Genomic DNA, 25774 nt, shown 5'->3' with positions numbered 1-25774 from the left:
AAAATGAAAGAAGAAATTCAGGATTATATACACTTCTTAAAAATTGAAAGAGGATTAGCTAATAATTCCATTCAAGCATATGAAAGAGATTTGAAAAAATATTATCAATATACCGTGGATCAATCGAAAATAGATAAATGGGAGATGGTAGATCGATCTCATATAAGATCATATCTTAATGCGCTTCACCATGAAGGAAAATCACCAGCTAGCCGGGCAAGGATTCTAAGCTCTCTACGTTCCTTTCACCAATTCTTAATCAGAGAATATGGGTTGAAAACGGATGCTACGATGCACGTTGAAAGCCCCAAACAAGAAAGAAAGCTGCCAAAAGTCTTAACAAACCAAGAGGTAGAATTACTTTTGGATGTACAAGGGGACAAACCTATTGATGTAAGAAATAAGGCAATGCTTGAAACACTCTACGCAACGGGACTTAGAATTTCTGAACTCTTGTCACTGAAAACGGAGGATCTTCATTTATTAATGGGGTTTGTACGAATCACAGGTAAAGGGGGGAAAGAGCGTATTGTCCCTTTAGGAAAACATGCTCAAAAAGCTATTGAAGATTACGTAGAACATGCACGGCCAATGCTATTAAAACATCAATCATATGATCAACTATTTCTCAATCATCATGGTAGACCAATGGGAAGACAAGGATTTTGGAAGGTTTTAAAAGGACTTGCGATCAAACAAGAGATTCATAAGGAAATAACACCTCATATGCTAAGACATTCTTTTGCTACACACTTGTTAGAAAATGGGGCTGATTTAAGAGCAGTGCAAGAGATGTTAGGTCATGTAGACATTTCGACGACACAAATTTACACGCATGTTTCTAAAGCAAGATTAAAGGATATATATAAAGATTTTCATCCACGTGCATAAATTAATTCATCTGTGTTATATTTTATAGGCACTAAATTTGGTGCATGTAGTATTTAAATGGAGGTTGAAAAAAGATGACTTTTAAAAGAGTGTTTTTAATCGTTATGGATTCAGTTGGGATTGGTGAAGCACCTGACGCAAAAGATTTTAACGATGAAGGGGCAGATACATTAGGGCATATCGCTGCTCATATGAATGGTCTGACTATGCCTAACATGGGCAAATTAGGATTAAGTAATATACGTGAAGTGGATGGTATTGTAAAAGCTGATTCACCATTAGCTCATTATACGAAGATGGAAGAAGCTTCAGTCGGTAAAGATACGATGACTGGTCACTGGGAGATTATGGGTTTGAATATTGATCAACCATTTCGAACTTTTCCAGATGGCTTTCCAGATGGTTTAGTGAAACAAATTGAAGAGCATACGGGAAGAAACATCGTTGGAAATAAACCCGCTTCTGGTACTGAAATTATTAAGGAACTTGGAGAACATCATATAAATACAGGCGATTTAATCGTGTATACAAGTGCTGATTCCGTCCTTCAAATTGCTGCTCATGAGGATGTAGTTCCTGTAAAAGAATTGCATGAGATTTGTGAATTTGTTAGGGAAATCACAAAGGATGAACCATATATGATTGGTAGAATCATCGCCCGTCCGTTTAAGGGTGAAAATGGTGAATTCGAACGTACAACCAATCGTCATGACTATGCATTAAAACCATTTGGAAGAACAGTGATGAATGATTTAGAAGATGATGGCTTCGATGTAATCGCTTTAGGGAAGATCTCTGACATTTACGATAATGAAGGTGTTACCAAATCAATACGTACAGATGATAATACAGATGGCATGGAGAAGTTAGTAGCTTCTATGGATGAGGATTTTAATGGTTTAAACTTCTTGAATTTAGTCGACTTTGATGCAAAGTTTGGCCATCGTAGAGATCCAGAAGGTTACGGAAAAGCTTTGGAAGATTTTGATGAACGTCTACCGGAAGTTTTAAACAAATTAAAAGATGACGATTTATTAATATTAACAGCTGACCATGGAAATGATCCGATACATCATGGGACAGACCATACAAGAGAGTATGTTCCACTTTTAGCATTCCACAATGGTATTCAAGAGGGTAAGGAATTACCTATTCGCAAAACATTTGCAGATATTGGTGCTACAGTTGCAGAGAATTTCAAGACTCAAATGCCGAAATTTGGTACAAGCTTTTTAAAAGATATTAAGTAGAAAAGGAGTTAGCGATATAATGGAAAAACTACAAGATTCAAAACAATTTGTTTCCAATAAACTAAATGGTGAGACGCCGGAAATAGGTATGATTTTAGGTTCTGGACTAGGTGTCTTGGCAAATGAAATAGAAGATGCAGTTGCTATATCCTATAGTGATATTCCTCATTTTCCAACTTCTACTGTGGAAGGCCACAAAGGACAGTTAGTGTTTGGTACACTACAAGGGAAAAAAGTGATTGCGATGCAAGGTCGTTTTCATTATTATGAAGGTTATTCGTTGCAACAAGTAACCTTTCCAGTACGAGTGATGAAACTTCTTGGTATCGAAAAGTTAGTTGTAACAAATGCTGCTGGCGGAATAAATGAGAGTTTTAACCCTGGCGACCTTATGCTTATTAACGATCATCTTAATATGATCGGGGACAATCCATTAATTGGAGAGAATCAAGATGAAATAGGACCTCGTTTTCCGGATATGTCTCAAGCATATGATCCAGCATTGATCGAAATAGCAAAGAAGGCAGCAGATCAGTTAGGATACAAAGTACAAGAAGGTGTGTATGTCGGAAATAGCGGACCAACATATGAAACAGGAAGTGAAATAAAGATGTTGCGAACTCTAGGTGGGGATGCTGTTGGTATGTCTACCGTTCCAGAAGTGATAGTAGCTAATCATGCAGGTGTACGTGTGTTAGGAATTTCCTGCATTTCTAATATGGCAGCTGGCATTTTAGATCAACCCCTGTCTCATGATGAGGTAATTGAAACAACAGAAAAAGTAAGAGAAGAGTTTATCGAGTTAGTTAAAGAAATAATTAAGAATGTATAAGTGGAGGAATAAACCATGCGAATGTATGACATTATTGCGAAGAAAAGAGACGGACACGAATTAACAACAGAAGAGATTAATTTCTTTGTTACCGGATATACTGATGGATCTATTCCAGATTACCAAGCAAGTGCATTATCAATGGCTATTTATTTTAACGGCATGACTGAAGACGAACGTGCTACCTTAACAGTTGCCATGGCAGAATCTGGTGACACTATTGACCTTTCAGCAATTGAAGGAATTAAAGTAGATAAGCATTCAACAGGTGGAGTTGGTGATACGACAACGTTAGTATTAGCTCCGCTTGTAGCTTCTGTTGGTGTTCCAGTAGCTAAAATGAGTGGTAGAGGTCTCGGTCACACTGGTGGAACGATTGACAAACTTGAAGCAGTACCTGGATTTCATGTTGAGATTACTAATGAAGAATTTATTAAGCTTGTAAATGAAAATAAAATTTCAGTAATAGGTCAATCCGGAAACCTAACCCCTGCAGATAAAAAACTATACGGTTTAAGAGATGTAACTGCAACGGTGAATTCCATTCCGTTAATTGCAAGCTCTATCATGAGTAAGAAAATCGCAGCCGGAGCTGATGCAATTGTATTAGATGTTAAAACTGGTGCAGGAGCATTTATGAAAGAGGAATCAGAATCGGTTGAGTTAGCTAAAGCTATGGTGTCGATTGGTAACAATGTTGGTCGAAATACAATGGCAGTTATTAGTGATATGAGTCAACCATTAGGTCATGCTATAGGTAATGCTCTAGAAGTAGAAGAAGCTATTGAAACGTTAAAGGGGCATGGTCCAGAAGATCTTACGGAGTTATCCTTAACACTCGCAAGCCAAATGGTGGTCGTTGGTGGCAAAGCAGATTCGATTGAAGAAGCACGTAAACTTCTTGAAAAAGCAATTGAAGATGGTTCAGCATTAGAAACATTAAAAGTATTTTTATCTTCCCAAGGTGGAGATCCTACGGTCGTAGATTCTCCTGATAAACTACCACAAGCAAAATTCAAAATTGAATTAGCTTCTAAAAGTAGTGGTTATGTAGAAGAGATTGTGGCAGATGAGATTGGAAATGCAGCGATGTTATTAGGTGCTGGAAGACAAACGAAAGATTCAGAAATTGATTTAGCTGTTGGTTTGAAACTGCATAAGAAAATTGGTGATTATGTAAAAACAGGTGAATCCTTGTTAACAATTTATGCTAATCAAGAAGATGTCTCTTCGATTGAGGCAAAATTATTAGATAATATACAAATTGTTGAACATGAAGTAGAAGCACCTAGTTTAATTAGATCTACAATTACTGAATAACGCTCAATTCGAAGCTGGGACAAAAGTGTCTGTAGTCATGAATAATCCGAGCAATAAAAAGTGGTGCGACTAACTCGCTCCTGAAATAGACTGCGCTTTCCGTGGGGAGCTGGTGAGCCTCCTCATGCTACGCATTCCGGGGTCTCACCTGAGCTCTATTTCCCACAGGAGTCTCCGTCTATTTCATCCGCTTTTTATAGGCTTTGTTCGGATTTTTATGCTAGCACTTTGATTTGTCTCAGCTTCTTTTTTATGTCTAAATATAACTTTCCTCACCAATTCGTAATATTTTTCAAGCTTTAAGGAAAAAATATGAAATACGAATGGAGGGTTTATGATGAAAAAAGTTTTAATTGTATTTTTAGTGATGATATTTTTCTTTGCATCCTATCCTGGGGCTATAGCTGCAGAAGAGACAGCATTAATAAATCATTCAAACAGTGCTGTGTTATTAGAAGCTGAAACGGGAGAGTTGTTGTTTGAACAAGAAAAAGATATGCGTCTTCCACCTGCTAGTATGACAAAACTAATGACTTTATTAATGATAATGGAAGCATTAGATCAAGGAGAAGTTGATCTAGAGGAAGAAGTAAGAATTAGCGCATACGCAGCTTCTATGGGTGGTTCTCAAATATTTTTAGAAGAAAATGAAACGATGATTGTAAATGATCTGTTAAAAGCAATTGCTGTAGGCTCTGCAAATGATGCTTCCGTTGCTTTAGCAGAGAGAATTGCTGGTTCAGAAGAGGCTTTTGTAGAGAAAATGAATGAAAAAGTGAGTGAGTTAGGGTTAACAGACTCTAATTTTCAAAATGTAACTGGTTTACCTGCTGACAATCATTATAGTTCTGCCTATGATATGGGCATGATTGCAAAAGAGTTGTTAAAACATGAAGAGATTACCGAATATACGAGTATTTACGAAGATTATCTTCGCAAAGGTACAGATGAGGAATTTTGGTTAGTAAATACAAATAAGTTAGTTAAGTTTTATCAAGGGGTAGATGGATTAAAAACTGGCTATACCAATGAAGCAAAATACTGTTTAACCGCAACTGCCAAACGTGGTGACCTGCGTGTTATTGCAGTAGTAATGGGAGCAGATACCGTACAACATAGAAACTCAGACATAAGTTCTTTACTCGATTTTTCATTTAATCAATTTGAATTTGAACGCTTGCATGCTGCAGGAGAAGAACTTTATAAGTGGGAAGAAATGAGAAGTGAAGCGGGAGAAATAATATTAACTACGGAAGATCCCATTTCATCTGTTTATAAAAAAGGGGAAGAGGTAAATTTACGTACGGAGATCGAAATTGACTCAGATCAAAGCTGGCCTGTTAGTCAAGGAGATCGGATAGGTACGATACATGTATATAATGGAGAAGAATTAATGTCTTCAAAAGATTTGGTTGTTCGAGATGAACAAAAAGAAGCTTCTATGTATCAGAAGTTTAAAAGAATCATGTCAGATTTTCATGCAGTAAAATAATTGTCGAATTAATTCTATTTTTGTAAGTAAGCAGGAAATAGATAGTTGAAAGACGAAATTGCTAATTAGTAAGTATTTGAAGGAGGAATTAGCATTGAGTCTCAATTATCATTTCGAAAAAAAGCAAGATGTGTTGCTCATTCGCTTAAATGGTGAATTAGATCATCACCATGCAATTGCGTTAAGAAAAGAATGGGAAAAACAGCTTAAATTAGACGATGTTAAACATGTAGTAATTAATTTAGAGAAACTTGTATTTATGGACTCTTCTGGTTTGGGAGTGTTTTTAGGTAGGTATAAACAAATAAAAGAAAAACGTGGAGAAATGATTGTATGTGGTGTTCGTCCTACTGTAGAAAGACTATTTGAATTGTCTGGACTTTATAAATTAGTCGGTAGAGCACCAGATGAACCAAGTGCATTCAAACACTTGGGGGTGGCTTCATGAAAAATTATATGAGTATGGAGTTCTCTGCCAAAAGTGAAAATGAGCAGTTTGCACGTATTGTAGTCGCTTCATTTATTTCTCAATTAGACCCACTTGTTGAAGAGTTGACAGAGGTTAAAACAGTTGTTTCTGAAGCAGTAACCAACGCAATTATTCATGGGTATAAAGAAGATGAGAGTTCCCTTGTATATGTTGAATGTCAAATAGAGGATGGGGAAGTTGTTTTAACCATTCGTGATGAAGGAGAAGGCATTGGCAGTTTAGAAGAAGCGTTAGAACCTATGTATACATCTCGACCTGAGCTGGAGCGGTCGGGAATGGGCTTTACTATTATGGAAAATTTCATGGATGACATACAAGTTAATTCATCTATTGGACAAGGTACAACAGTTATCCTCAGAAAAAAATTCCAAAAACAAGCAGCCTGTCATTAGGTGATAGGTATGAATAAAAGTAAGAAACAAAATAAAAGTCCAGAAGAGGTTCGCAAATTAATTGAAAAAAGCCAATTGGGTGATCAAGAAGCAAGAAATGAGTTAGTGGAAACAAACACCCGATTAGTTTGGTCAGTAGTGCAACGCTTTTTAAATCGTGGGTATGAGCCAGACGATTTGTTCCAAATAGGATGCATAGGTCTTATTAAATCAATCGATAAATTTGATCTAAGTTTTGAAGTTAAATTCTCTACTTATGCGGTACCAATGATCATAGGGGAAATCCAAAGATTTATTAGAGATGATGGAACCGTAAAAGTAAGTAGGTCCCTTAAAGAAATGAACCATAAAATTAGAAAGTATAAGGAAGACTTAACCAAAAGCCTAGGTAGATCTCCTACTATTAATGAGTTGAGTGAAGCTCTTGAAATCCCTGCTGAGGAAGTTGTAATGGCAATGGAGGCAAATCAGGCAACCCACTCCATTCATGAGACAGTTTATGAAAGTGAAGGCGATCCAATTACTTTAATGGATCAAATTGCTGAAAAAGATTCCAATTGGTTTGAGCACATCATGCTAAATGATGCCATTGATGGATTAACGAAGCGAGAGAAGCTGATTATTTATTTACGGTATTATAAAGATCAGACACAATCAGATGTTGCCAATCGATTAAACATTTCTCAAGTACAGGTTTCTAGACTAGAAAAACAAATATTAGCCCAATTACATCAGTATTTAGATGTAGAATAAATGGAATGAAAATAGTGAGTCATTATCATCAAAAGATGATTATGCTCACTATTTTTTATGTTTTTACAATTTCTCAGCTTTTCTCACATTATTTACATAGGAAAGAATGGAATGTACATAATAATATTATCTTACTAAAAGGAATGATGGAGATGAACCAAACAATATATCTCCGTTTGAAAAATAGAGTGGAAGTAAATTTACACGAAAAAATCTGCTTGAAGGACATAGCTTGGGTAGATGCAGGTGAAACGATAAAAAAGCAATTACATTCACTCTTCTTATTGGAAATTCAAAAAAAGCATCAAAGGTATATCGTTATTGATATTTTTCATGTGACAAAGAAAATAAATCACTTATACCCCGAACTCGAAATTGAAACGGTTGGGCCGAATCAAGCTATTTTGCAGTTGAGTAAAAAACGAAGTTCTATTCAACCAATATTTATCTTATTTATTTGGACCTTGTTATTTATAGGTGCTGCTATGGCTATTATGAATTTTCATTATGACGTAAGCATGCAAGAAGTCCAGGAATCTTTGCACATCATGTTAAGTGGATCAGAAGAAAATCGAAGCGTGTTATGGCTTCAAATCCCTTATTCTTTAGGCCTTGGTGTCGGGATGATTATATTTTTTAATCATGTATTTAATAAAAGATTAAATGAAGAGCCAAGCCCTTTAGAAGTAGAAATGTTTAATTACGAGCAAAATTTGCAGCAATATTTAGCATTTCATGAAAATGATTTAAATCGTCCTACTAGTGATAATTAGTTTCATTGAAATCATCGTTGGTCTTGCTGCAGGATTAGCGGTTGGTTCAGGGTTTGTGGCTTTTTTAACGGTACTTGGGATTATTCCGAGACTAATGCAATTAAGTAAGACAAAAAGCTATTTGCGTTTCTATGAATGGGCAATAATTTTGGGTGCGTGGGCAGGAGTGTTTTTTTCTTTCAACGACTTTCTGATTCCTACCCCTTATTTAATCGAAATATATATTGGGCTACTACATGGAATTTTTGTTGGAATGCTAGCAGCTGCATTAACAGAAGTGTTAAATGTATTTCCTATTTTGACGCGTCGTTTAAGAATGGAAAAATATTTATATGCATTTGTATTAGCGATTGTATTAGGTAAGATAAGTGGCTCACTTTTTCAGTGGATCATATTTGTTAATAAATGAATGGAGTTGTCGTGATGATTACAAAAGATAATTATAAAAAATCTATAAAACCATATCAACCAAAGCCTCCGTTAATCCTAAACTGTGTGAAGGCGTTTGTAATCGGAGGACTCATTTGCGTAATCGGACAAGGGTTAATGATCTTTTATATGGAAGTGTTTGGATTTACTCAAAAACAAGCAGGAAATCCTACGGTAACGACTTTGATATTAATTGCGGCTATATTAACTGGTTTCGGAGTCTATGACAAATTAGGGCAATTTGCCGGGGCAGGTTCGGCAGTTCCTGTGACGGGTTTTGCAAATTCAATCACTAGTGCCGCAATGGAACATAGAAGTGAAGGAATTGTGTTAGGTGTAGCTAGTAACATGTTTAAATTGGCTGGTTCTGTAATTGTATTTGGTACAGTTGCAGCGTATGTAGTGGGTGTAGTCCGCTATATAGTCCAACAATTTTTATAAAGGATGCGGTATAAATGAAAAAAGGTAAATATTCTTGGGATTTTACAAACGGTGTCTATATCAATAGCCATTCCGTTATTGTTGGGCCGAAAGAAAGCGAAGGCCCCTTGGCTTCTTATTATGATATGAGTTTTGATGATTTACATTTTGAAGAAAAAACATGGGAACAAGCAGAAAGAAAAATGCTTAAAAAAACGATTGAAGAAACTATTGCAAAGAGTGGATATCGACAAGATAGTATCGATATTTTGATAAGTGGAGATTTAATGAATCAAAATACAGCTGCCAATTATGTAGCTAGAGACTATGATATACCATTTCTTGGTGTGTTCGGAGCTTGCTCCACTTCTATGGAAGCTTTAGCAATCGCAGCTTCTTTAGTAGATGGGCATCAAGTAAATCGAGCTGTAACTGGCACATGTAGTCATTATGCTACTGCTGAAAAACAGTTTCGTTACCCAACCGAATATGGAGGGCAAAAACCAGATACATCGACCTCTACAGTAACTGGTGCAGCTTCTATCTTAATTCAGAAAAGCAAAGATGCCATTCAAGTGGAAGGTGCGACGATTGGAAAAGTGATTGATTTTGGAATGAATGACCCTTTTGATATGGGTTCTGCAATGGCTCCAGCAGCTGCAGAAACCATCACTTCTCACTTTAAAGATTTTAACCGAACTGCTGATGATTATGATTTGATTTTGACGGGTGACTTATCGAGTGTTGGTACTCCTATTTTGGATAAGCTGATGGTACAAAGCGGATATGATCTTGGTGATAAGTATAAGGATTGTGGGTCTATGATTTACTATGCAAGTCAAAATGTATTTGCTGGAGGCAGTGGATGTGCCGCTTCTGCAGTAGTTACTTATAGTTATATTTTAAAAGAGATGAAAGAGAAACGATTAAATAACGTATTAATTGTTGCCACGGGCGCCTTGTTAAGCCCGACAGTGATTCAACAAAAAGAAACAATTCCATGTATTGCACATGCAATTAGTTTAAAGCGGGTGGAACAATGATAATGGATTTCTTTTGGGCATTTGTTGTCGGAGGGCTCATTTGTGTCATAGGTCAGATTTTGCTAGATGTTTTTAAGTTAACACCAGCCCACGTTATGTCTTCTTTTGTTGTTGCGGGGGCGGTATTAGATGGATTTAATCTTTATGACAAACTAATCGAATTTGCGGGTGCTGGAGCTACTGTACCAATTACAAGTTTTGGTCACTCCTTATTACATGGTGCAATGGCTCAATCTGAGGAACATGGTTTTTTAGGCATCGCCATTGGTATTTTCCAATTGACTTCTGCAGGGATTGCATCTGCCATACTCTTCGGATTTATTGTCGCGATTTTATTTAGACCAAAAGGTTAAAGGGGTTTTTACATGAGTTCATCAAAAGATGTAATTCAGTCATCGATCAAAAAAAATCGTGAATATATGAAAGATAAATTGGGGATTGGGATTTCTTTTGATGTCGATTATCGTACTATTAATGTGCTAAAAAAAGATGTCGACTTTTATTTTGTGAATGGCTTAGCGGATACAGAGTTTGTCATTGAGATCTTAAAAAAAGTGGTTGAAATTAATGATTTTGAACAAAATCAACGAAAACTGGTTGAAATCGTTCAAAACAGACTTGTAAATCATCAAGTGGAAGAAAAGGCAACGTATGAGGAAGCAATTACGCAATTGCTTTCCGGTTTATTAGTTGTATTTATTGATGGATATGACCAGGCTTTTATTGTAGATGTTAGGCACTATCCAGGTCGGGGTCCTGAAGAACCAGATACAGAGCGAGTAGTGCGGGGGGCTCGGGACGGATTTACTGAAAATATAATTGAAAATACCGGGTTAACTAGAAGAAGAGTACGCGATGAAAATTTACGATTCGAATTAATACAAGTTGGTGAAAGGTCGAAAACGGATGTATCTGTCGTATATATAGACGACATAGCTGACCCAAGTTTGGTTCAAACCATTAAAGATAAAATTGAAAAAGTAGATATAGATGGAATCGCAATGGCAGATAAAAGCTTGGAAGAATTTCTAGTCAGGCAAGCATCTAGTCCATTTCCGTTAGTTAGGTATACAGAGAGGCCTGATGTTGCTGCTGCACATTTATTTGAAGGTCATGTTTTGATCATGGTAGACACGTCACCAAGTGTAATGATTACACCTACTACTTTTTTTCATCATATTCAACATGCAGAAGAATATAGGCAGGTTCCGATTGTTGGAACATTCGTACGTTGGGTTAGATTTCTTGGAATCTTATCGTCTATCTTATTACTTCCATTGTGGCTCTTATTTGTTTTACAACCAGAGTATTTGCCACCGGAACTATCGTTTATTGGTCCTCAAGAAGAAGGCAATGTTCCTATTGCCATTCAAATTGTATTAGCTGACCTAGGAATTGAGTTCTTAAGGATTGCTGCCATTCATACACCAACCGCAGTATCTACAGCGATGGGTTTAATTGCTGCAGTGTTGATTGGTGAAATAGCAATTGAAGTTGGTTTATTTTCACCAGAAATAATATTGTATGTAGCAATAAGTGCGATTGGTTCTTATGCAACCCCAAGTTATGAGTTATCTGTTGCAAATAAAATATGTAGAATATTTTTAGTGATCGGCACCGCATTATTTGGTCTCCCAGGACTAGTAATCGGAATGACGATGTATATTTTATGGATGGTAAATACCGTTTCTTTGAATACACCATATTTTTGGCCGTTCATTCCATTTAACCCACAGGCAATGAAACATATTCTATTACGTATATCTGTACCTCTTCAACGCACAAGGCCTAGTATTGTACATCCGCAAAATAACCATAGACAACCTGATCAAAAAACTAAAAAATAAAAAAGCGGTGCGCTTATTAAATAGCCACCGTTTTTGTCATGTGGTTTAGATAACAAATTTGTACAAATGATTGGATTAACTAGCATTTAAAAATATTGCTTGTCCAATAGCCATATGGTAAGTTAATCTTATTGAGAAATTCAGACGAGAGATAGAGAGGGATGGAGAGAGTATGACATCAAGTCACCTTCACTTCGGTGGATTAGATACAGTACAATTATTTAAAAAGTACGGCTCACCACTTTTTATATACGATATTACTAAAGTACGTGAACAGGCACGCACTTTTGTTAATGCATTTGAGAAAGAGAAAGTGAAATACCAAGTCGCTTATGCCAGCAAAGCCTTTTCTTCTATAGCAATATTACAGGTGATGAAACAAGAAGGACTTAGTTTGGACGTTGTTTCAGAAGGAGAATTACATACAGCAATTCAAGCAGATTATCCAGCCCAGAAAATCCATTTACATGGTAATAATAAGAGTGTGAAAGAACTGGAAATGGCTCTTGAATATGAAGTTGGTTGTATTGTAATAGACAATTTTCATGAGATTAAGCTGCTTGAGCATTTATTAAAAGAGCGAAATCAACAAGTTGACGTGTTAATTCGTATTACACCTGGTATTGAAGCCCACACCCATGATTATATCCTTACTGGTCAAGAAGATTCAAAATTCGGATTTGATTTGGCTAGTGGACAAGCTGATCACGCGATTGAATTGTTACAAACAAGTAAGCATATTCAATTGAAAGGTATTCACTCACACATAGGTTCACAAATATTTGAAACAACTGGATTTAAAATGGCTATTGATACAATCTACCAATCACTTGCAAATTGGAAAGAGAAATTTAACTTTCATGCCCAAGTAGTCAATGTTGGTGGTGGGTTTGGTATTAAATATACAGGAAATGATGATCCCTTACCTCTAAGTAACTATGTAACAGAGGTAACACAAGCAATACGTTCGCATGTTCAACAGCACAATTTAGAAATGCCAGAGATTTGGATAGAACCTGGTAGATCACTAGTTGGAGAAGCGGGTATAACGCTTTATGAAGTTGGATCTATTAAAGACATCCCTGGAGTAAGAAAATATGTTAGTGTAGATGGGGGGATGACTGATAATATTAGACCTGCATTATATCAGGCAGAATATGAAGCAGTTGTTGCGAATAAATATGACTTGGCAAAGGAAGAGGAAGTATCAATAGCAGGTAAATGTTGCGAGACAGGAGATATGTTGATTTGGGACTTAGATGTTCCTTCTATAGAAAGTGGGGACGTCCTGGCCGTATTTTCAACAGGTGCGTATAATTATGCCATGTCTAGTAACTACAATCGTTTTCCAAAAGCTGCTATTGTATTTATTGAGGATGGAAAGGATCAATTAGTAGTTCAACGAGAGTCTTTTGAAGATCTCACCAGATTTGATTTATCTTATGAAAAATAGAAAGTAGGAGATACTATGACACAAGCAACGATAGCATTTGAAAATGGAGAAAAATTAGAGATTGAATTATTTGAAGAAGCGGCACCGAAAACGGTAGCTAACTTTACAAAATTAGCAAATGAAAATTTTTATGATGGATTAACTTTTCACCGTGTTATCCCAGGTTTTGTTATCCAAGGTGGCTGTCCTAATGGAATAGGAAATGGTGGACCTGGTTATACGATCCCGTGTGAAACAGAAGGAAATCCACATAAGCACCAGCGCGGAACGCTTTCCATGGCTCATGCTGGAAAAGATACAGGTGGAAGCCAGTTTTTTGTTTGTCATGATGCACAACCACATTTAGACGGCCGTCACACAGTATTTGGTCAAGTAACAGAGGGATTAGATGTAATCGACCGCGTGCGTCAAGGGGATGTAATGCAAAAAGTAACCATACAAGGTTAAGTTGCTTATAATACAGTGAGGCTAAGCTACGGTTTGTTGACAAATGACTCAAAACAAGTAAAGTATATATTGTACTGTCTATAGATACATGTTATAAATGGTTAGACTTGGACGATATTACGTTTTGAATTAGAGGGGTATGTATGTTAGTAAAATATAAAAAGAGTTTTGAAAAGATTGCGATGGGTCTGCTATCTTTTATGCCAGATGCTAAAGAAGTTAAGACATTGCAATCAATTATTCATTCCTATGAAAACGATGATAATTGGAAGTTGTTTTTGTGGAAGGAAGAAGATGTGTTAGGTGCTATTGGCACGAGGTTTGAAGATGATAAAATTATCGTTCAACATATTAGTGTGACACCTTCTCATCGCAATCAAGGAATTGGTAAACAAATGGTTCTTCAATTAAAGGATCAATTCGGTGATCAGTATTTTGTTTGCCCTAATGAAAATACGGAAGATTTCTTTCAATATAGTTTAGCTAAAGAATAAACGGTTTCCATTCATTTGGAATCCGTTTTATTTTTTTAATTAAACGGCTATACACAATAAAAGTGGTATATTTCTTTTAATTGAATTATTTGATACTATTTGAATAGAGATAACTAAATTTACTTGAGAGAGTGGCGTACATGTCTGAAGATATTTATAAAGTAAAGTTGGAAAGTTTTGAAGGTCCACTTGATTTGCTTTTGCATTTAGTGAATCAGTATGAGATTGACATATACGATATTCCACTTAAGTTGATCACAAATCAATACCTAGAGTATGTCCATACCATGCAGGAATTAAAATTGGACGTAGCTAGTGAATATTTAGTTATGGCTGCAACGTTACTAGAAATAAAGAGTAAGATGTTGTTACCAAAACAAGAGTTGGATGAGGAAAGTTTTTATGAAGAAGACCCTCGAGAAGAACTAATTCAAAGGTTAGTGGAATATAGAAAATATAAAGAAGCAGCTGACTCCTTAAAAGAAAGAGAACATGAAGGCAATCAAGTATATTTGAAGCACCCAGAAGATTTAACGGAATTTAAAGGGGATGTAGTTGTAACTAGAAGTGATACTGTCTCTGTAACAGACCTTACGTTGGCATTTCAAAAGATGTTGCGAAGAAAAAAATGGTTAGAACCAATGGAAACAACTATTCAAAGGCAAGAAATTTCTATAGAAGAGCGAATGGACGATGTTGTATCCCTTTTAAATAAACACAGTGGCTCTACATCTTTTCAGCAATTGTTTCCATATGAGACAAGGTGGGAAATCGTAGCTACCTTCTTGGCTATATTAGAATTGATGAAAACATATCGTATTACTTGTTATCAACCATCTAACTTTATGGAAATCACTGTTGCCTTATCGGAGGAAGTATAATGAACATGAAACAAATGAAAGGGATCGCAGAAGGATTGTTATTTGTCTCTGGGGATGAAGGAATCACAGTTCAGCAAATAGCTAGTGTTTTATCGATAGAATCGGATACAGCACATTTAATTCTAGAGGAGTTGTCTTACGACTATGAAGATGAGCAACGCGGTTTGTCTATTTTAGCTCAAAAAGAGATATATTATTTAACAACAAAAGCAGAACATAGTTTATTTTATGAGAAAATGCAAGAGACTTCTTCGAAGACTAAGTTATCCCAAGCAGCACTTGAGACATTAGCAATTATTGCCTACCAACAGCCAATTACACGTGTGGAAATTGAACACGTAAGAGGTGTAAAAAGTGATGGTCCTATTCAAACATTGGTAAGTAGATTATTAATAGAAGAAGCCGGAAGAAAAGATACAAGTGGTCGCCCGATTTTATTTCAAACTACTAAAGAATTTTTAACATTCTTTGGGTTGAAATCATTAGATCAATTACCACCGTTACCTACTGGCGATATGGATGATGCCATTCAAGAAGCGGATTTGTTTTTTCAAGATATAAACGAATAACTCAGAAACACCAACCTAAAGGAGGTCACGTGTGTCCATGAACACACCTTATTCCAAACAACTTGAGTCCGTACTGATTAATTTGAAATCAATTGAGGATCGGTTAAATGATTTTTTAAATAAGGAATGTACACAAACGATATTATTGTCTCAACCTGATCTCGACAAAGCTTATGTAGAGTCTGTATTCAAACAGTTAAGATATATAGAGGTTTATAGTTATGAAGGAGTTACTGCAATAAGTAAAGCTCTTAATCAAAATCAGTTAAGCAATTTGAGTGCAGAAAAAATATTAATTGGTGTCAATCGTAAGTGTATAGCAGAATATTATTACCCGAACAATGATTTATGGTTTGAGGATAGTCGTGCAGCTTATGCTAGTAAGAGCTCCATTGATTTTCAAGTGAACCCTGGAAGAGAAGTAATTATACTAATGGAAGATTTGGAGCCGCATTTTCAAGAATTACGAGAAGAATTAGAGTATTTAGAAGCAGAAAATTAAATGAAGAAGTGACTCAAAAAGCTAGAGATTATTCTAGCTTTTTTTATTTGCACAAAAAGAAGACCCCCTCATTGAAAATTTATAAAATCCTTCTAATCCAAAAACATTATTCATATTGTTAAATACAATCATGTAAACAATTCAAAAAAAAGAGGGGTTTAAAATTGCGAATAGTTATTATAAATCTAATTATATTCACATTTTGTTTTACTTATTGGACAAGTCCTATTGTTGCAAAACCTAATGTGTCTGCTCAGAGTGCAGTTGTGATCGACCTTGCAACTAACGACATTCTATATGGAACAAATGAAAATGAAAGCTTGCCAGTCGCAAGTATAACAAAAATCTTAACTGCGATTATTGCTATTGAGCAGAACGATTTAGACGAAAAGGTAAACATTTCACCAGAAGCTTCCCGTACAGTCGGATCATCCATTTACACGAAACCAGGAGATACATATACATTAGAGGACTTAATATATGGATTACTACTTAGGTCTGGAAATGATGCCGCATTAGCAATTGCAGAACATGTAGGTGGAAGCGGTAAAGGGTTTGCTCATTTGATGAATGAGAAGGCATCGTGGATCGGTATGGAAAACAGTTCATTTCAAAATCCGCATGGCCTTGATGAAGAAGGTCACTATTCCTCTGCTTATGATATAGCGCTATTAACTAGCTATGCTATGAACACTAGTAGTACATTTAGGGAGATGTTTGGTACGAAGAAATACCTTAATCCCCAATCTGATTATTATTGGATGAACAAAAATAAACTCCTCTTATCAAATGATCAGGTTTGTACAGGTGGAAAGACTGGATATACTTCTGTCGCTGGTAGAACGTTAGTCACTACTGCTAAAAGAGATGATAAAGAAATAGTTGTTGTAACAATCAATGCCCCTAATGATTGGAATGACCACAGAACATTATATGAATATGGTTTTAATCAGCTAGAAAGTCGACCAGAAATACCGTTTCACCCTAACCTGAAATTAGAAGAATCAAACCGGCCTATATGGGAAGAAGTGTTTCTTGAGTTAAATGGGGGAGGTAAATGGTAAACATTATTTGGGTAGCATTAGCAGTAATAGGAATTATCTATGCTTTATTTAATGGGACTATTGAAGAAGTAAATAAAGTGATTTTCACAAGTGCTGAGGAGGCAGTAGCTCTTACAATTACATTAATCAGTGTTCTCGTATTTTGGCTAGGTTTAATGAAAATAGCAGAAAAAGCTGGCTTACTCTTGAAGCTAACTGCATTGTTTAAGCCAATATTCACAAGAATCTTTCCAGAAATACCTCCAAATTCTACAGCGATGGGCTACATCTTATCCAATTTTTCCGCTAACTTATTTGGATTAGGTAATGCAGCTACACCATTTGGAATTAAAGCGATGCACGAGATGAAAAAACTTAATAATAATCAAGAGGAAGCTTCTCGCTCGATGATTACCTTTCTTGCTTTAAATACTTCCAGTGTGACAATTGTACCTTCAACCATTATTGCTATTCGTATGCAATATGACTCTAATGCCCCTACAGAAATAGTAATGACAACTATTTTGGCTACAATCGTATCTTCCATTGGGGCATTACTAGTTGATCGTTATTTTTACTATAGGAGGGTTCGATAGCCATGCACTATATTCTACATATAAGTAACTGGATTATCCCTAGTATAATCGTTATCGTACTATTGTATGGAACTTATAAGCGAGTACCTACATACGAAACATTTGTTGAAGGTGGTAAAGAGGGTGTATCAATGGCCATATCTTTACTACCTTTTTTATTAGGTATGATTGTTTCTATAAGTATCTTTAGAGCATCAGGAGCGATGGATGCTTTTGTAGGACTTCTCTCGCCAGTGTTAAGTTTCTTGAATGTTCCTGCAGAAATTGTTCCTTTGGCATTGACTAGACCTATATCAGGAACTGCATCCTTGAGTATGGCAACAGACTTAATACAAACCGAAGGACCTGATTCTTATATAGGTAGACTAGCATCGACCATGCAAGGCAGTACTGATACGACACTATACGTTCTGACCGTATATTTTGGAGCTGTAGGGATTAAAAGAATGGGAGATGCACTTAAAGTTGGACTAATAGCTGATTTAATTGGTATAATGGCTTCGTTAATCATATGTTATTTAATCTTTGGGTAAAAATAATATTTAATTGTGATGGCGTTAACCTTAAAGGTAGCGCTTTTTGTCTTATTACTAATAAAAAGCAGGTGTATACAAATGTCAATGAAAGAAGAAAGACTTCAGAAAGTAATTGCTAATAGTGGGGTAACATCCAGAAGAAAAGCAGAACAATTAATTACTGAGGGCAGAGTGAAAGTAAACGGTAGTATAGTTACAGAGTTAGGTACGAAAGTTACTAGTCAGCAAAATGTCGAAGTGGATGGCATTCCTTTAGAAAAGGAAGATAAAGTTTATTTGTTAATGAACAAGCCTCGTAGAGTAATTTCTACAGTAGAGGACGATAAAGGAAGAAAAGCCGTTACGGAGTTATTATCACCAGAATTAGATCAACGAGTTTACCCGGTAGGAAGACTAGATTATGATACTTCAGGTTTATTGCTATTGACCAACGATGGTGAATTAACAAACCAACTCATTCACCCTAAATATTCTATTGATAAAGTGTATGTTGCAAAAGTTAAAGGGATCCCTACAAAAGAAGAGCTTTTGAAATTAAAAAAAGGTGTAACGCATGATGGCGAACGTTTGAAATGTGTAAGAAGCAAATTATTAGAAGTCGATAAGAAAAAAGGAATCTCAATGGTCGAATTAACCTTGCATCAAGGAAAAAACCGACAAGTAAGAAGAATGTTTGAATCGCTTGGTTACCAAGTAGAAAAACTAAAAAGAGAGCGATTCGGTGGACTTACTTTGGGGAATTTACAATCGGGTGAGTATAGAGCTTTAACGCCACATGAAGTAAAGGAATTATATGATCTAGCCGCCCGAAATGTTAAATAATGTTCAAACATGTAACATGCTCGTTTTTTCCTAAATGATATAATGGCATCAAAGGAGTGATCCTAGAATGGAAAGAAAGAAAAAGCGTCTCATCTTCCGTTCTGCAGTGTTAGCGATTTTAGTCGGAACGTTAGTATTCGTATTAATTATAAATCTAAATCAAGATCGGCCAAGCCTAGCAGAGGGTGCAGAAGCTCCAAACTTTAAATTGGATCGTTTGGATGAAAATGGGGCGATTGAGTTAAATGATTTAGAGGGACAAGGGGTTATGATCAATTTCTGGGCCACTTATTGTGAACCATGTAAAGAAGAAATGCCCCATATGCAAGAATTATATGAAGAATATGAAGACCAAGGAATTGAGATTATCGCTGTCAGTGTAGATAAAAATGAATTTGTTATTAACAATTTTTACAATAGTTTAGGTCTTACGTTTCCTAGTGTACACGACCGAAATGAAACAGTAATGGAAAGCTATGAGATTGTACCGCTTCCTACCTCATACTTCATTAACCCTGATGGTACCATTGAAAGAATAGTTAAAGGTCCACTAACACTAGAAAGATTAGATGAATATTTCCAAGAAATATTACCGGAAGCCTAATTGCTAAAGTATCGTGAGGGATTGTAGTGAGTAATAAAACTGTGAAATGTGAATGTGGCCATGTGAATCATGAAGGTACAGTGCTGTGTGAAGCCTGTGGAAAACCAATCTCTGGTAACCAACATATTGATGGTAATGACCAGAATGACGTTCTTGAAATGCGTTATGAAGGAAGTGCCAGGAGATCAAAGACTTACAAACGAACCATAGTTGATAAGACTTGGGGATTTTTCTCTTCTGTAAAGGTGGGAGTTTGGTTAATCGTTATAACCTTAATTGCTTCTTCTTTAGGAACGATTTATCCTCAAGAACAATTTAAGAATTCTCCATTACCTTCTTCACAATTTTACGAAGAGGAGTATGGGTTAACGGGTAAAATCTTTTATCAACTTGGCTTTCATAATATGTACGATTCCTGGTGGTACATAGTATTAGTTGCCTTAATTGGAATCTCGATAATAATTGCAAGTATCGATCGATTTGTTCCGTTAAGAAGAGCCTTAAAAAATCAAAGTGTGAAACGAAACGAAATCTTTGTGAAAAGGCAACGGTTGGTTAGTGAAAACAACACATTGAACGATGAAGATTTAACAAGTCTAAAAGAAAATTTAAAAAAGAAAAGATATAAAGTGTCAGAAGAAGACGGTCATATCATGGCAGAAAAAAATCGTTTCTCCCGTTGGGGACCTTATGTGAACCATATTGGCTTAATTATTATTTTATTAGCAGCTATTTTTCGCATGTTCGATCTGATGCATACAGAAGAATATGTGTGGGTAAGAGAAGGAGAAACAAGAGTTCTTCCTAATACTAATCAAGAGTATTACATTGAAAATACGGAGTTTATTTATGAAGAGTATGACTCTAATGAAGAAGAACAGTTCCGTGTTGCATTAGAAAATGTCGAAAACCCTGTTCCTAAGAATTTTCAAACAAATGCCATCATTTATCGTTCAACAGAAGACACAATTACTGGCCAATTACCTGATATGGAAGAAGTGACTCGAGGACAAATTCGATTAAATCAACCTTTAACCTTTGATGGATTTGCCTTGTATCAAGCAGGTACTCAACTAGAAAGTGAGTATCGAACGATAGGTTTTGATTTAGAAAACGATGAAGAAACTCTAGGTTCTTTTGAATTTGATACGGATGAAGCACCGTATTCTTTTGAACTAGAAGATGGTTTAGAAGTAGAGGTTGATAACTATTTTCCTGAATTAGAATTTACCGACAATGGACCTTCATCATTTTCGAAGTTCCCTAGAAATCCTGGGATTATATTTTCAATTGAAAATCCAGAAACAACAAATGTTGAGAGATTTTTCTATTTACAAGAAGATGTAATTTCTTTATCAGATGATAATGAATTAAACTTAAGCGTTTCTGACATTGATCGACGTTCTGCATCAGGAATTTCTATAACAAGAGACTACACGTTACCAATATTCGGATTAGGTGCTGCGATATTTATGATTGGTGTGGTGCAAGGGCTGTACTGGTACCATCGTAGAATTTGGATTCATCCAACAGAAAGCAGTTACCATATTGGTGTTCATACGAACAAAAATTGGTTCGGAATGAAAAAAGAACTAGAAGAGATTACGAAAGATACTAATGTACAATCGTTTCATGATCAACAAGAGTTAAAATAATTAAACCTTTTCATAAGGAGGGTAAAAGATGGATTTTTATACTATTAGTAGCTGGTTTTTATATGCGACCTTCTTTATTTATTTAATCGCGATTGCATTTTTCGGCATGACGTTAGGTAATAAAAGAAGTGAAAACAATAAATCTAAATCAACCAAATTGGCTATTTCATTTACTATTATCGGCTTCTTATCCCAATTAACATCATATATATTCAGGTGGTTAGAAGCAGGGCATATCCCAGTAAGTAATTTATTTGAATATATTTACTTCTTCGGAATGATGCTAATTCTTTCATTCATCGTAATTCACTTTGTATACGGTATTTCGACCTTAGGATTAATTGCACTCCCAGTTGCAATTGTAATTATTGGGTATGGTAGTGTGTTTCCAACAGAGGTGCAACCATTAGTGCCATCACTACAGTCGAATTGGCTTTATATTCATGTTACTACGGTTGGTTTAGCTCAGGCTATTCTATCTATTAGTTTTATTGCAGGTTTACTATATTTAATCGTAAAAGTTAATCAAGAAAAAAGAAGCAAAGAAACTACTTTTCTAGAATTAATTATTTATGGTGTATTAGCTACTATTGGGTTCATTACAATAACAACTAGTTTTGGACTTGCGGATTATGAGGCTACTTTTGTTAAAACTACAGAAGATGGTTATGAGCAAGAAGCGAATTATGAATTACCTGCATTGTTTGCCCCACATAATTCTGAACTTCAATCGGAAGGTGCTTTTGAAAGTGGAATTGAGGCTCCTGGTTGGATGCAAGGTGTGGACGCTGGGATGAAATTAAATACATTAACATGGTCTTTACTAGTAGGATTACTGTTATATGGAATAATAAGATTATTGCTTCGTAAGCGTATTGGTGCAACATTACAGGACAAGTTTGGTAAAATAAACCCAGATGTCGTTGACGATATTATGTACCGTGCAATTGCAATTGGTTTCCCACTTTTCACACTTGGAGGTCTAATATTTGCAGCGATTTGGGCCCAGCAAGCATGGGGACGCTTCTGGGGATGGGATCCAAAAGAAGTGTGGGCTTTAGTTACATGGTTATTCTATGCTGTTTTCCTACATCTTAGACTTACAAGAGGTTGGCACGGGAAAAAATCTGCATGGTTGGCTGTTATCGGTTTTTCTTTAATCATGTTCAACCTAATTGTTATTAACTTGGTTATTGCCGGACTACATTCGTACGCATAAATAGTAAACGAAGGAGCTGTTACACATGTCTGAAGAAGCAAAAGTACTTGTGGTGGACGATGAAGAACGTATTCGTCGATTATTAAAACTTTATTTATCGAGAGAAGGATACGAAATTGAAGAAGCTGCAGACGGTGAAGAAGCTCTTGAGAAAGCGCTTGAGCAAGACTTTGATGTGATCCTTTTAGACTTAATGCTACCTTATAAAGATGGAATTGAAGTTTGTGAACAACTTCGAGAACGAAAAGCTACACCTGTCATTATGCTCACTGCAAAAGGTGAAGAATCTAACCGTGTGCAAGGATTTGAGGTTGGGGCAGATGACTATATTGTTAAGCCATTTAGCCCTAGAGAAGTTGTACTAAGGGTCAAGGCATTATTAAGAAGAGCTTCTGCTACAAAATATTTAGAAACAAAACCTGACTCTCAAAATGTCTTGGTATTCCCTCATCTAACGATTGATAAAGATGCTCATCGAGTATTAGCAGATGATGTGGAAGTAAACTTGACTCCTAAAGAGTATGAACTACTTTATTACCTAGCAAAAACACCGGATAAAGTATTTGACCGGGAAGAATTGTTAAAAGAAGTATGGGAGTATGAATTTTTCGGAGATCTAAGAACGGTAGACACACATGTTAAACGTTTAAGAGAAAAGTTGAATAAGGTATCTGAAAATTCCGCTCGTATGATCGTTACAGTCTGGGGAGTTGGTTACAAGTTTGAGGTAGTCGAAGGATAATGTTTTGGAAAAGTGTTGTCTTCAAACTTTGGCTTACAATTATTGTTTTAGTTGTATTTGTTTTAATGATCTTAACCGTTTTATTACTAGAGTTTTTTGAGAATTACTTTGTGGAAGATACAGAGTCAAATTTAATGAATCAAGCTGAGAATGTGTATGCAGTGATGGAAGGTCATGACGATGATATACAAATGGAAACAGTAAATCAACTAACGGATCCGTCTACAAGAGTGACAGTATTTTTTGATGAGCACCAATACTGGGAAAGTGAAGCAACACAATCAGAATTGCCACCAATTGATCCAAGTTGGTTTGTTGCTAACGACCAAATTAATGAAGTGTTTGAAGAGGACAGTCCGATAAGAAAAACTTCAACCATTCCTTCATCAAATGAGGAAGTTATTATAGTTGGAATTCCTACTCCCGACCAAGGTGGGGCGATTTACGTTTACCAATCTCTTGGCGTAGTAGAGGAAACAACTGCACAAACGACAAGAATTATTCTATTGGCAGCCTCTATTGCTGTTATACTGACAACTGTATTTGCATTCTTTTTATCTTCAAGAATCACCGCTCCGCTTATAAAAATGAGAAAGGCAGCTGCGGAATTATCTCGAGGAGAATTTCATACGACAGTGCCGGTTTTAACTTATGATGAGGTTGGTGAACTTGCTAATTCTTTCAATAGAATGCGAAGGCAATTAAATTATCACATTACCGAGTTGAACCATGAAAAATCTCAGTTATCAAGCATCTTGAAGTCAATGGCTGATGGAGTTATTTCGGTCAATAAAAAACAAGAAGTCATGTTGATCAATCCTCCAGCAGAACACTTTTTGGAACAATATTCTTTTGAAATTGAAGATACCGTGGAGCTTTTACCAACTCAACTTCAAGAATATTTTAAAACTGTATTAGATTTAGAGCAGGAAAGACAAACTGAAATAGTTGTTCAAGGGCGTTCTTATGTCGTTGCGATGACCCCTCTTTATGATCAAAATGTTGTGCGAGGAGTAGTCGCAATTATTAGAGATATGACTGATGAACGTCAATTAGATAAATTGAGAAAAGATTTCTTAGCAAATGTTTCTCATGAACTTCGAACTCCGATTTCTATGATGCAAGGGTATTCTGAAGCGATTGTCGATGATATTGCTGAAACGAAAGAAGATAAACAAGAACTAGCTCAAATTATTTATGATGAATCGTTAAGAATGGGTAGATTAGTTAATGAATTACTTGATTTAGCTAGAATGGAAGCAGGGCATATTCAATTGAATAAAGAAGAAATAGATATACACGCCTTTATCCATCGAATAGCTAGAAAGTTTTCATTTATTGCAACGGAACAAAATATTTCTTTTGAAACGTTCATTAATCCATCTTTGGACTTTCACGTATTCGACCCTGATCGCATAGAGCAGGTTCTAACAAACCTTATTGACAATGCTTTACGTCATACACATGACAGCGGAAGGGTTAAAATTGAAGCAACTAGTGACCAAGAACAGTTGGTTATTGATGTGAACGATAGTGGTACTGGAATTCCAGATGAGGATCTGCCATTTGTGTTTGAACGATTTTATAAGAGTGATAAAGCACGTACGAGAGAATCTACGAAAAAAGGTACAGGCCTTGGCTTATCTATTGCAAAACATATCGTAGAAGCACATGATGGGCAAATATATGTGAAAAGTAGAACAGGAGAAGGTACGACTTTTTCAATCTATTTACCAAAGGCTTAAATTATGGCTGATCTTAAATTTGATATATTAATAAAATACTCCATGGAAATGCTCTGAACTATCCCAAATTTGGGTATAGTTCAGAGCTTTTTTTTAAGTTATGTAAGATTACAGCCCTCCACATTTTTTAAAACCATACATAAAGTAAATATTATGGGTGTAAAGTTTAATTAATTTAAAAACAAGTAAATTGCCAAGCAGAGTTTCTACAAAAATCCACCCGATAACATCTTATTAATCACGTTAGTGGAGGTGAAGATAATGGATCAGCAAGATAATTCACAGAATGAACATTTAAATGAAGAGGGAACGAGTCAAGACCAGACGAACCAAAATATTGATGCCGATGCTGAGTTTGGGGCTGTCTCAAATCAACTTATAGATTTATTGGTCGATACCACTTTAAAAAAATATGATGTAAAGCTTGAAAGCACGGCACTTGATGAAGATACAAAAAAACAATTAAAAAGTTTGGTCGACGAATTAGAAAAATCAGTCCACTCATTAAGAAATAAAAACAAATAGATTTATAGA

30 protein-coding genes are annotated in these 25774 nt (G+C 35.9%); all 30 read left to right on the top strand.

The features are described from left to right. The first annotated feature begins 3 nt into the window (after positions 1 to 3). Positions 4 to 891: a site-specific tyrosine recombinase XerD gene (gene xerD, locus G532_RS0109040; protein WP_027964522.1), complete on the top strand. Its 888-nt coding sequence runs from the start codon at positions 4 to 6 to the stop codon at positions 889 to 891. Positions 892 to 965: 74 nt separating this feature from the next. Next, on the top strand, positions 966 to 2141 hold the full coding sequence (gene deoB / locus G532_RS0109035) for a phosphopentomutase (RefSeq protein WP_027964521.1): 1176 nt from the start codon (positions 966 to 968) through the stop codon (positions 2139 to 2141). 19 nt (positions 2142 to 2160) lie between these two features. Continuing rightward, positions 2161 to 2973 (top strand): purine-nucleoside phosphorylase, encoded by an 813-nt coding sequence (locus G532_RS0109030; protein WP_027964520.1) that lies wholly within the window; start codon positions 2161 to 2163, stop codon positions 2971 to 2973. A 15-nt stretch (positions 2974 to 2988) separates the two neighbouring features. Further along, positions 2989 to 4293, top strand: a complete 1305-nt coding sequence (locus tag G532_RS0109025) for a pyrimidine-nucleoside phosphorylase (protein ID WP_027964519.1) — start codon at positions 2989 to 2991, stop codon at positions 4291 to 4293. A 337-nt stretch (positions 4294 to 4630) separates the two neighbouring features. Then, positions 4631 to 5785 carry a D-alanyl-D-alanine carboxypeptidase family protein gene (locus tag G532_RS0109020; RefSeq protein WP_027964518.1) on the top strand — a complete coding sequence of 385 codons (1155 nt, stop codon included), beginning with the start codon at positions 4631 to 4633 and terminating at the stop codon, positions 5783 to 5785. A 94-nt stretch (positions 5786 to 5879) separates the two neighbouring features. Continuing rightward, positions 5880 to 6233, top strand: a complete 354-nt coding sequence (spoIIAA, locus tag G532_RS0109015) for an anti-sigma F factor antagonist (RefSeq protein ID WP_027964517.1) — start codon at positions 5880 to 5882, stop codon at positions 6231 to 6233. Beyond that, the gene (spoIIAB, locus tag G532_RS0109010) at positions 6230 to 6667 is read left to right on the top strand and encodes an anti-sigma F factor (protein WP_027964516.1); all 438 of its coding nucleotides are present in this window, start codon (positions 6230 to 6232) and stop codon (positions 6665 to 6667) included. Before spoIIAA ends, spoIIAB begins: the two co-directional genes overlap by 4 nt. Before the next feature lie 9 nt (positions 6668 to 6676). Further along, complete coding sequence (gene sigF, locus G532_RS0109005; protein WP_027964515.1) at positions 6677 to 7420, top strand: RNA polymerase sporulation sigma factor SigF; 744 nt, start codon at positions 6677 to 6679, stop codon at positions 7418 to 7420. 152 nt (positions 7421 to 7572) lie between these two features. Continuing rightward, on the top strand, positions 7573 to 8193 hold the full coding sequence (locus G532_RS0109000; protein WP_027964514.1) for a stage V sporulation protein AA: 621 nt from the start codon (positions 7573 to 7575) through the stop codon (positions 8191 to 8193). Further along, positions 8186 to 8602, top strand: a complete 417-nt coding sequence (locus G532_RS0108995) for a stage V sporulation protein AB (protein ID WP_027964513.1) — start codon at positions 8186 to 8188, stop codon at positions 8600 to 8602. The genes G532_RS0109000 and G532_RS0108995 overlap by 8 nt, the downstream gene beginning before the upstream one ends. A 14-nt stretch (positions 8603 to 8616) precedes the next feature. Then, on the top strand, positions 8617 to 9063 hold the full coding sequence (spoVAC, locus tag G532_RS0108990; RefSeq protein WP_027964512.1) for a stage V sporulation protein AC: 447 nt from the start codon (positions 8617 to 8619) through the stop codon (positions 9061 to 9063). Positions 9064 to 9077: 14 nt separating this feature from the next. Then, on the top strand, positions 9078 to 10085 hold the full coding sequence (spoVAD, locus tag G532_RS0108985) for a stage V sporulation protein AD (protein WP_027964511.1): 1008 nt from the start codon (positions 9078 to 9080) through the stop codon (positions 10083 to 10085). 2 nt (positions 10086 to 10087) lie between these two features. Next, on the top strand, positions 10088 to 10438 hold the full coding sequence (gene spoVAE, locus G532_RS0108980) for a stage V sporulation protein AE (protein ID WP_027964510.1): 351 nt from the start codon (positions 10088 to 10090) through the stop codon (positions 10436 to 10438). A 12-nt stretch (positions 10439 to 10450) separates the two neighbouring features. Further along, positions 10451 to 11932 carry a spore germination protein gene (locus G532_RS0108975; protein WP_027964509.1) on the top strand — a complete coding sequence of 494 codons (1482 nt, stop codon included), beginning with the start codon at positions 10451 to 10453 and terminating at the stop codon, positions 11930 to 11932. Between the two features lie 172 nt (positions 11933 to 12104). Then, positions 12105 to 13385, top strand: a complete 1281-nt coding sequence (gene lysA, locus G532_RS0108970; RefSeq protein ID WP_027964508.1) for a diaminopimelate decarboxylase — start codon at positions 12105 to 12107, stop codon at positions 13383 to 13385. A gap of 15 nt (positions 13386 to 13400) precedes the next feature. Beyond that, on the top strand, positions 13401 to 13832 hold the full coding sequence (locus G532_RS0108965; RefSeq protein ID WP_027964507.1) for a peptidylprolyl isomerase: 432 nt from the start codon (positions 13401 to 13403) through the stop codon (positions 13830 to 13832). A 143-nt stretch (positions 13833 to 13975) separates the two neighbouring features. After that, on the top strand, positions 13976 to 14326 hold the full coding sequence (locus tag G532_RS0108960) for a GNAT family N-acetyltransferase (protein WP_027964506.1): 351 nt from the start codon (positions 13976 to 13978) through the stop codon (positions 14324 to 14326). A gap of 140 nt (positions 14327 to 14466) precedes the next feature. Beyond that, positions 14467 to 15207, top strand: coding sequence for a segregation/condensation protein A (locus G532_RS0108955; protein WP_027964505.1), 741 nt, complete (start codon positions 14467 to 14469; stop codon positions 15205 to 15207). Then, a complete protein-coding gene (scpB, locus tag G532_RS0108950) occupies positions 15207 to 15776 on the top strand; it encodes an SMC-Scp complex subunit ScpB (RefSeq protein ID WP_027964504.1) in 570 nt (189 codons plus the stop codon). The genes G532_RS0108955 and scpB overlap by 1 nt, the downstream gene beginning before the upstream one ends. Before the next feature lie 37 nt (positions 15777 to 15813). Next, on the top strand, positions 15814 to 16278 hold the full coding sequence (locus G532_RS0108945; RefSeq protein ID WP_245570127.1) for a DUF3907 family protein: 465 nt from the start codon (positions 15814 to 15816) through the stop codon (positions 16276 to 16278). 164 nt (positions 16279 to 16442) lie between these two features. Then, complete coding sequence (locus tag G532_RS15070) at positions 16443 to 17342, top strand: D-alanyl-D-alanine carboxypeptidase family protein (RefSeq protein WP_051189123.1); 900 nt, start codon at positions 16443 to 16445, stop codon at positions 17340 to 17342. Beyond that, positions 17336 to 17917 carry a nucleoside recognition domain-containing protein gene (locus G532_RS0108935; protein ID WP_027964502.1) on the top strand — a complete coding sequence of 194 codons (582 nt, stop codon included), beginning with the start codon at positions 17336 to 17338 and terminating at the stop codon, positions 17915 to 17917. The genes G532_RS15070 and G532_RS0108935 overlap by 7 nt, the downstream gene beginning before the upstream one ends. A gap of 2 nt (positions 17918 to 17919) precedes the next feature. Continuing rightward, on the top strand, positions 17920 to 18450 hold the full coding sequence (locus G532_RS0108930; RefSeq protein WP_027964501.1) for a spore maturation protein: 531 nt from the start codon (positions 17920 to 17922) through the stop codon (positions 18448 to 18450). Between the two features lie 81 nt (positions 18451 to 18531). Continuing rightward, positions 18532 to 19275, top strand: coding sequence for a pseudouridine synthase (locus tag G532_RS0108925; protein WP_027964500.1), 744 nt, complete (start codon positions 18532 to 18534; stop codon positions 19273 to 19275). Positions 19276 to 19342: 67 nt separating this feature from the next. Then, a complete protein-coding gene (gene resA, locus G532_RS0108920; RefSeq protein ID WP_027964499.1) occupies positions 19343 to 19879 on the top strand; it encodes a thiol-disulfide oxidoreductase ResA in 537 nt (178 codons plus the stop codon). Between the two features lie 26 nt (positions 19880 to 19905). Next, the gene (gene resB, locus G532_RS0108915) at positions 19906 to 21534 is read left to right on the top strand and encodes a cytochrome c biogenesis protein ResB (protein ID WP_027964498.1); all 1629 of its coding nucleotides are present in this window, start codon (positions 19906 to 19908) and stop codon (positions 21532 to 21534) included. Between the two features lie 28 nt (positions 21535 to 21562). Continuing rightward, the gene (gene ccsB / locus G532_RS0108910) at positions 21563 to 22753 is read left to right on the top strand and encodes a c-type cytochrome biogenesis protein CcsB (RefSeq protein ID WP_027964497.1); all 1191 of its coding nucleotides are present in this window, start codon (positions 21563 to 21565) and stop codon (positions 22751 to 22753) included. Positions 22754 to 22778: 25 nt separating this feature from the next. Beyond that, positions 22779 to 23495 carry a response regulator transcription factor gene (locus G532_RS0108905; RefSeq protein ID WP_027964496.1) on the top strand — a complete coding sequence of 239 codons (717 nt, stop codon included), beginning with the start codon at positions 22779 to 22781 and terminating at the stop codon, positions 23493 to 23495. Further along, positions 23495 to 25240 carry an ATP-binding protein gene (locus G532_RS0108900; protein ID WP_027964495.1) on the top strand — a complete coding sequence of 582 codons (1746 nt, stop codon included), beginning with the start codon at positions 23495 to 23497 and terminating at the stop codon, positions 25238 to 25240. Before G532_RS0108905 ends, G532_RS0108900 begins: the two co-directional genes overlap by 1 nt. Positions 25241 to 25501: 261 nt before the next feature. Beyond that, positions 25502 to 25765, top strand: coding sequence for a hypothetical protein (locus G532_RS0108895; RefSeq protein ID WP_027964494.1), 264 nt, complete (start codon positions 25502 to 25504; stop codon positions 25763 to 25765). Positions 25766 to 25774: the final 9 nt, after the last annotated feature.

It is taken from the genome of Halalkalibacillus halophilus DSM 18494 (assembly GCF_000423105.1).
Taxonomy (GTDB): Bacteria; Bacillota; Bacilli; order Bacillales; family Alkalibacillaceae; genus Halalkalibacillus; species Halalkalibacillus halophilus.
Note: the sequence above shows the minus strand (reverse complement) of the source record. Positions and strands in the feature narration are given on the sequence as shown.

Bases quoted from the DNA above. Each gene is read 5' to 3' on its own strand.
- xerD (WP_027964522.1), top strand. From the start codon at position 4: ATGAAAGAAGAAATTCAGGATTATATACACTTCTTAAAAATTGAAAGA.
- deoB (WP_027964521.1), top strand. From the start codon at position 966: ATGACTTTTAAAAGAGTGTTTTTAATCGTTATGGATTCAGTTGGGATT.
- G532_RS0109030 (WP_027964520.1), top strand. From the start codon at position 2,161: ATGGAAAAACTACAAGATTCAAAACAATTTGTTTCCAATAAACTAAAT.
- G532_RS0109025 (WP_027964519.1), top strand. From the start codon at position 2,989: ATGCGAATGTATGACATTATTGCGAAGAAAAGAGACGGACACGAATTA.
- G532_RS0109020 (WP_027964518.1), top strand. From the start codon at position 4,631: ATGAAAAAAGTTTTAATTGTATTTTTAGTGATGATATTTTTCTTTGCA.
- spoIIAB (WP_027964516.1), top strand. From the start codon at position 6,230: ATGAAAAATTATATGAGTATGGAGTTCTCTGCCAAAAGTGAAAATGAG.
- sigF (WP_027964515.1), top strand. From the start codon at position 6,677: ATGAATAAAAGTAAGAAACAAAATAAAAGTCCAGAAGAGGTTCGCAAA.
- G532_RS0109000 (WP_027964514.1), top strand. From the start codon at position 7,573: ATGAACCAAACAATATATCTCCGTTTGAAAAATAGAGTGGAAGTAAAT.
- spoVAC (WP_027964512.1), top strand. From the start codon at position 8,617: ATGATTACAAAAGATAATTATAAAAAATCTATAAAACCATATCAACCA.
- spoVAD (WP_027964511.1), top strand. From the start codon at position 9,078: ATGAAAAAAGGTAAATATTCTTGGGATTTTACAAACGGTGTCTATATC.
- spoVAE (WP_027964510.1), top strand. From the start codon at position 10,088: ATGGATTTCTTTTGGGCATTTGTTGTCGGAGGGCTCATTTGTGTCATA.
- G532_RS0108975 (WP_027964509.1), top strand. From the start codon at position 10,451: ATGAGTTCATCAAAAGATGTAATTCAGTCATCGATCAAAAAAAATCGT.
- lysA (WP_027964508.1), top strand. From the start codon at position 12,105: ATGACATCAAGTCACCTTCACTTCGGTGGATTAGATACAGTACAATTA.
- G532_RS0108965 (WP_027964507.1), top strand. From the start codon at position 13,401: ATGACACAAGCAACGATAGCATTTGAAAATGGAGAAAAATTAGAGATT.
- G532_RS0108960 (WP_027964506.1), top strand. From the start codon at position 13,976: ATGTTAGTAAAATATAAAAAGAGTTTTGAAAAGATTGCGATGGGTCTG.
- G532_RS0108955 (WP_027964505.1), top strand. From the start codon at position 14,467: ATGTCTGAAGATATTTATAAAGTAAAGTTGGAAAGTTTTGAAGGTCCA.
- scpB (WP_027964504.1), top strand. From the start codon at position 15,207: ATGAACATGAAACAAATGAAAGGGATCGCAGAAGGATTGTTATTTGTC.
- G532_RS0108945 (WP_245570127.1), top strand. From the start codon at position 15,814: ATGAACACACCTTATTCCAAACAACTTGAGTCCGTACTGATTAATTTG.
- G532_RS0108935 (WP_027964502.1), top strand. From the start codon at position 17,336: ATGGTAAACATTATTTGGGTAGCATTAGCAGTAATAGGAATTATCTAT.
- G532_RS0108930 (WP_027964501.1), top strand. From the start codon at position 17,920: ATGCACTATATTCTACATATAAGTAACTGGATTATCCCTAGTATAATC.
- G532_RS0108925 (WP_027964500.1), top strand. From the start codon at position 18,532: ATGTCAATGAAAGAAGAAAGACTTCAGAAAGTAATTGCTAATAGTGGG.
- resA (WP_027964499.1), top strand. From the start codon at position 19,343: ATGGAAAGAAAGAAAAAGCGTCTCATCTTCCGTTCTGCAGTGTTAGCG.
- ccsB (WP_027964497.1), top strand. From the start codon at position 21,563: ATGGATTTTTATACTATTAGTAGCTGGTTTTTATATGCGACCTTCTTT.
- G532_RS0108905 (WP_027964496.1), top strand. From the start codon at position 22,779: ATGTCTGAAGAAGCAAAAGTACTTGTGGTGGACGATGAAGAACGTATT.
- G532_RS0108900 (WP_027964495.1), top strand. From the start codon at position 23,495: ATGTTTTGGAAAAGTGTTGTCTTCAAACTTTGGCTTACAATTATTGTT.
- G532_RS0108895 (WP_027964494.1), top strand. From the start codon at position 25,502: ATGGATCAGCAAGATAATTCACAGAATGAACATTTAAATGAAGAGGGA.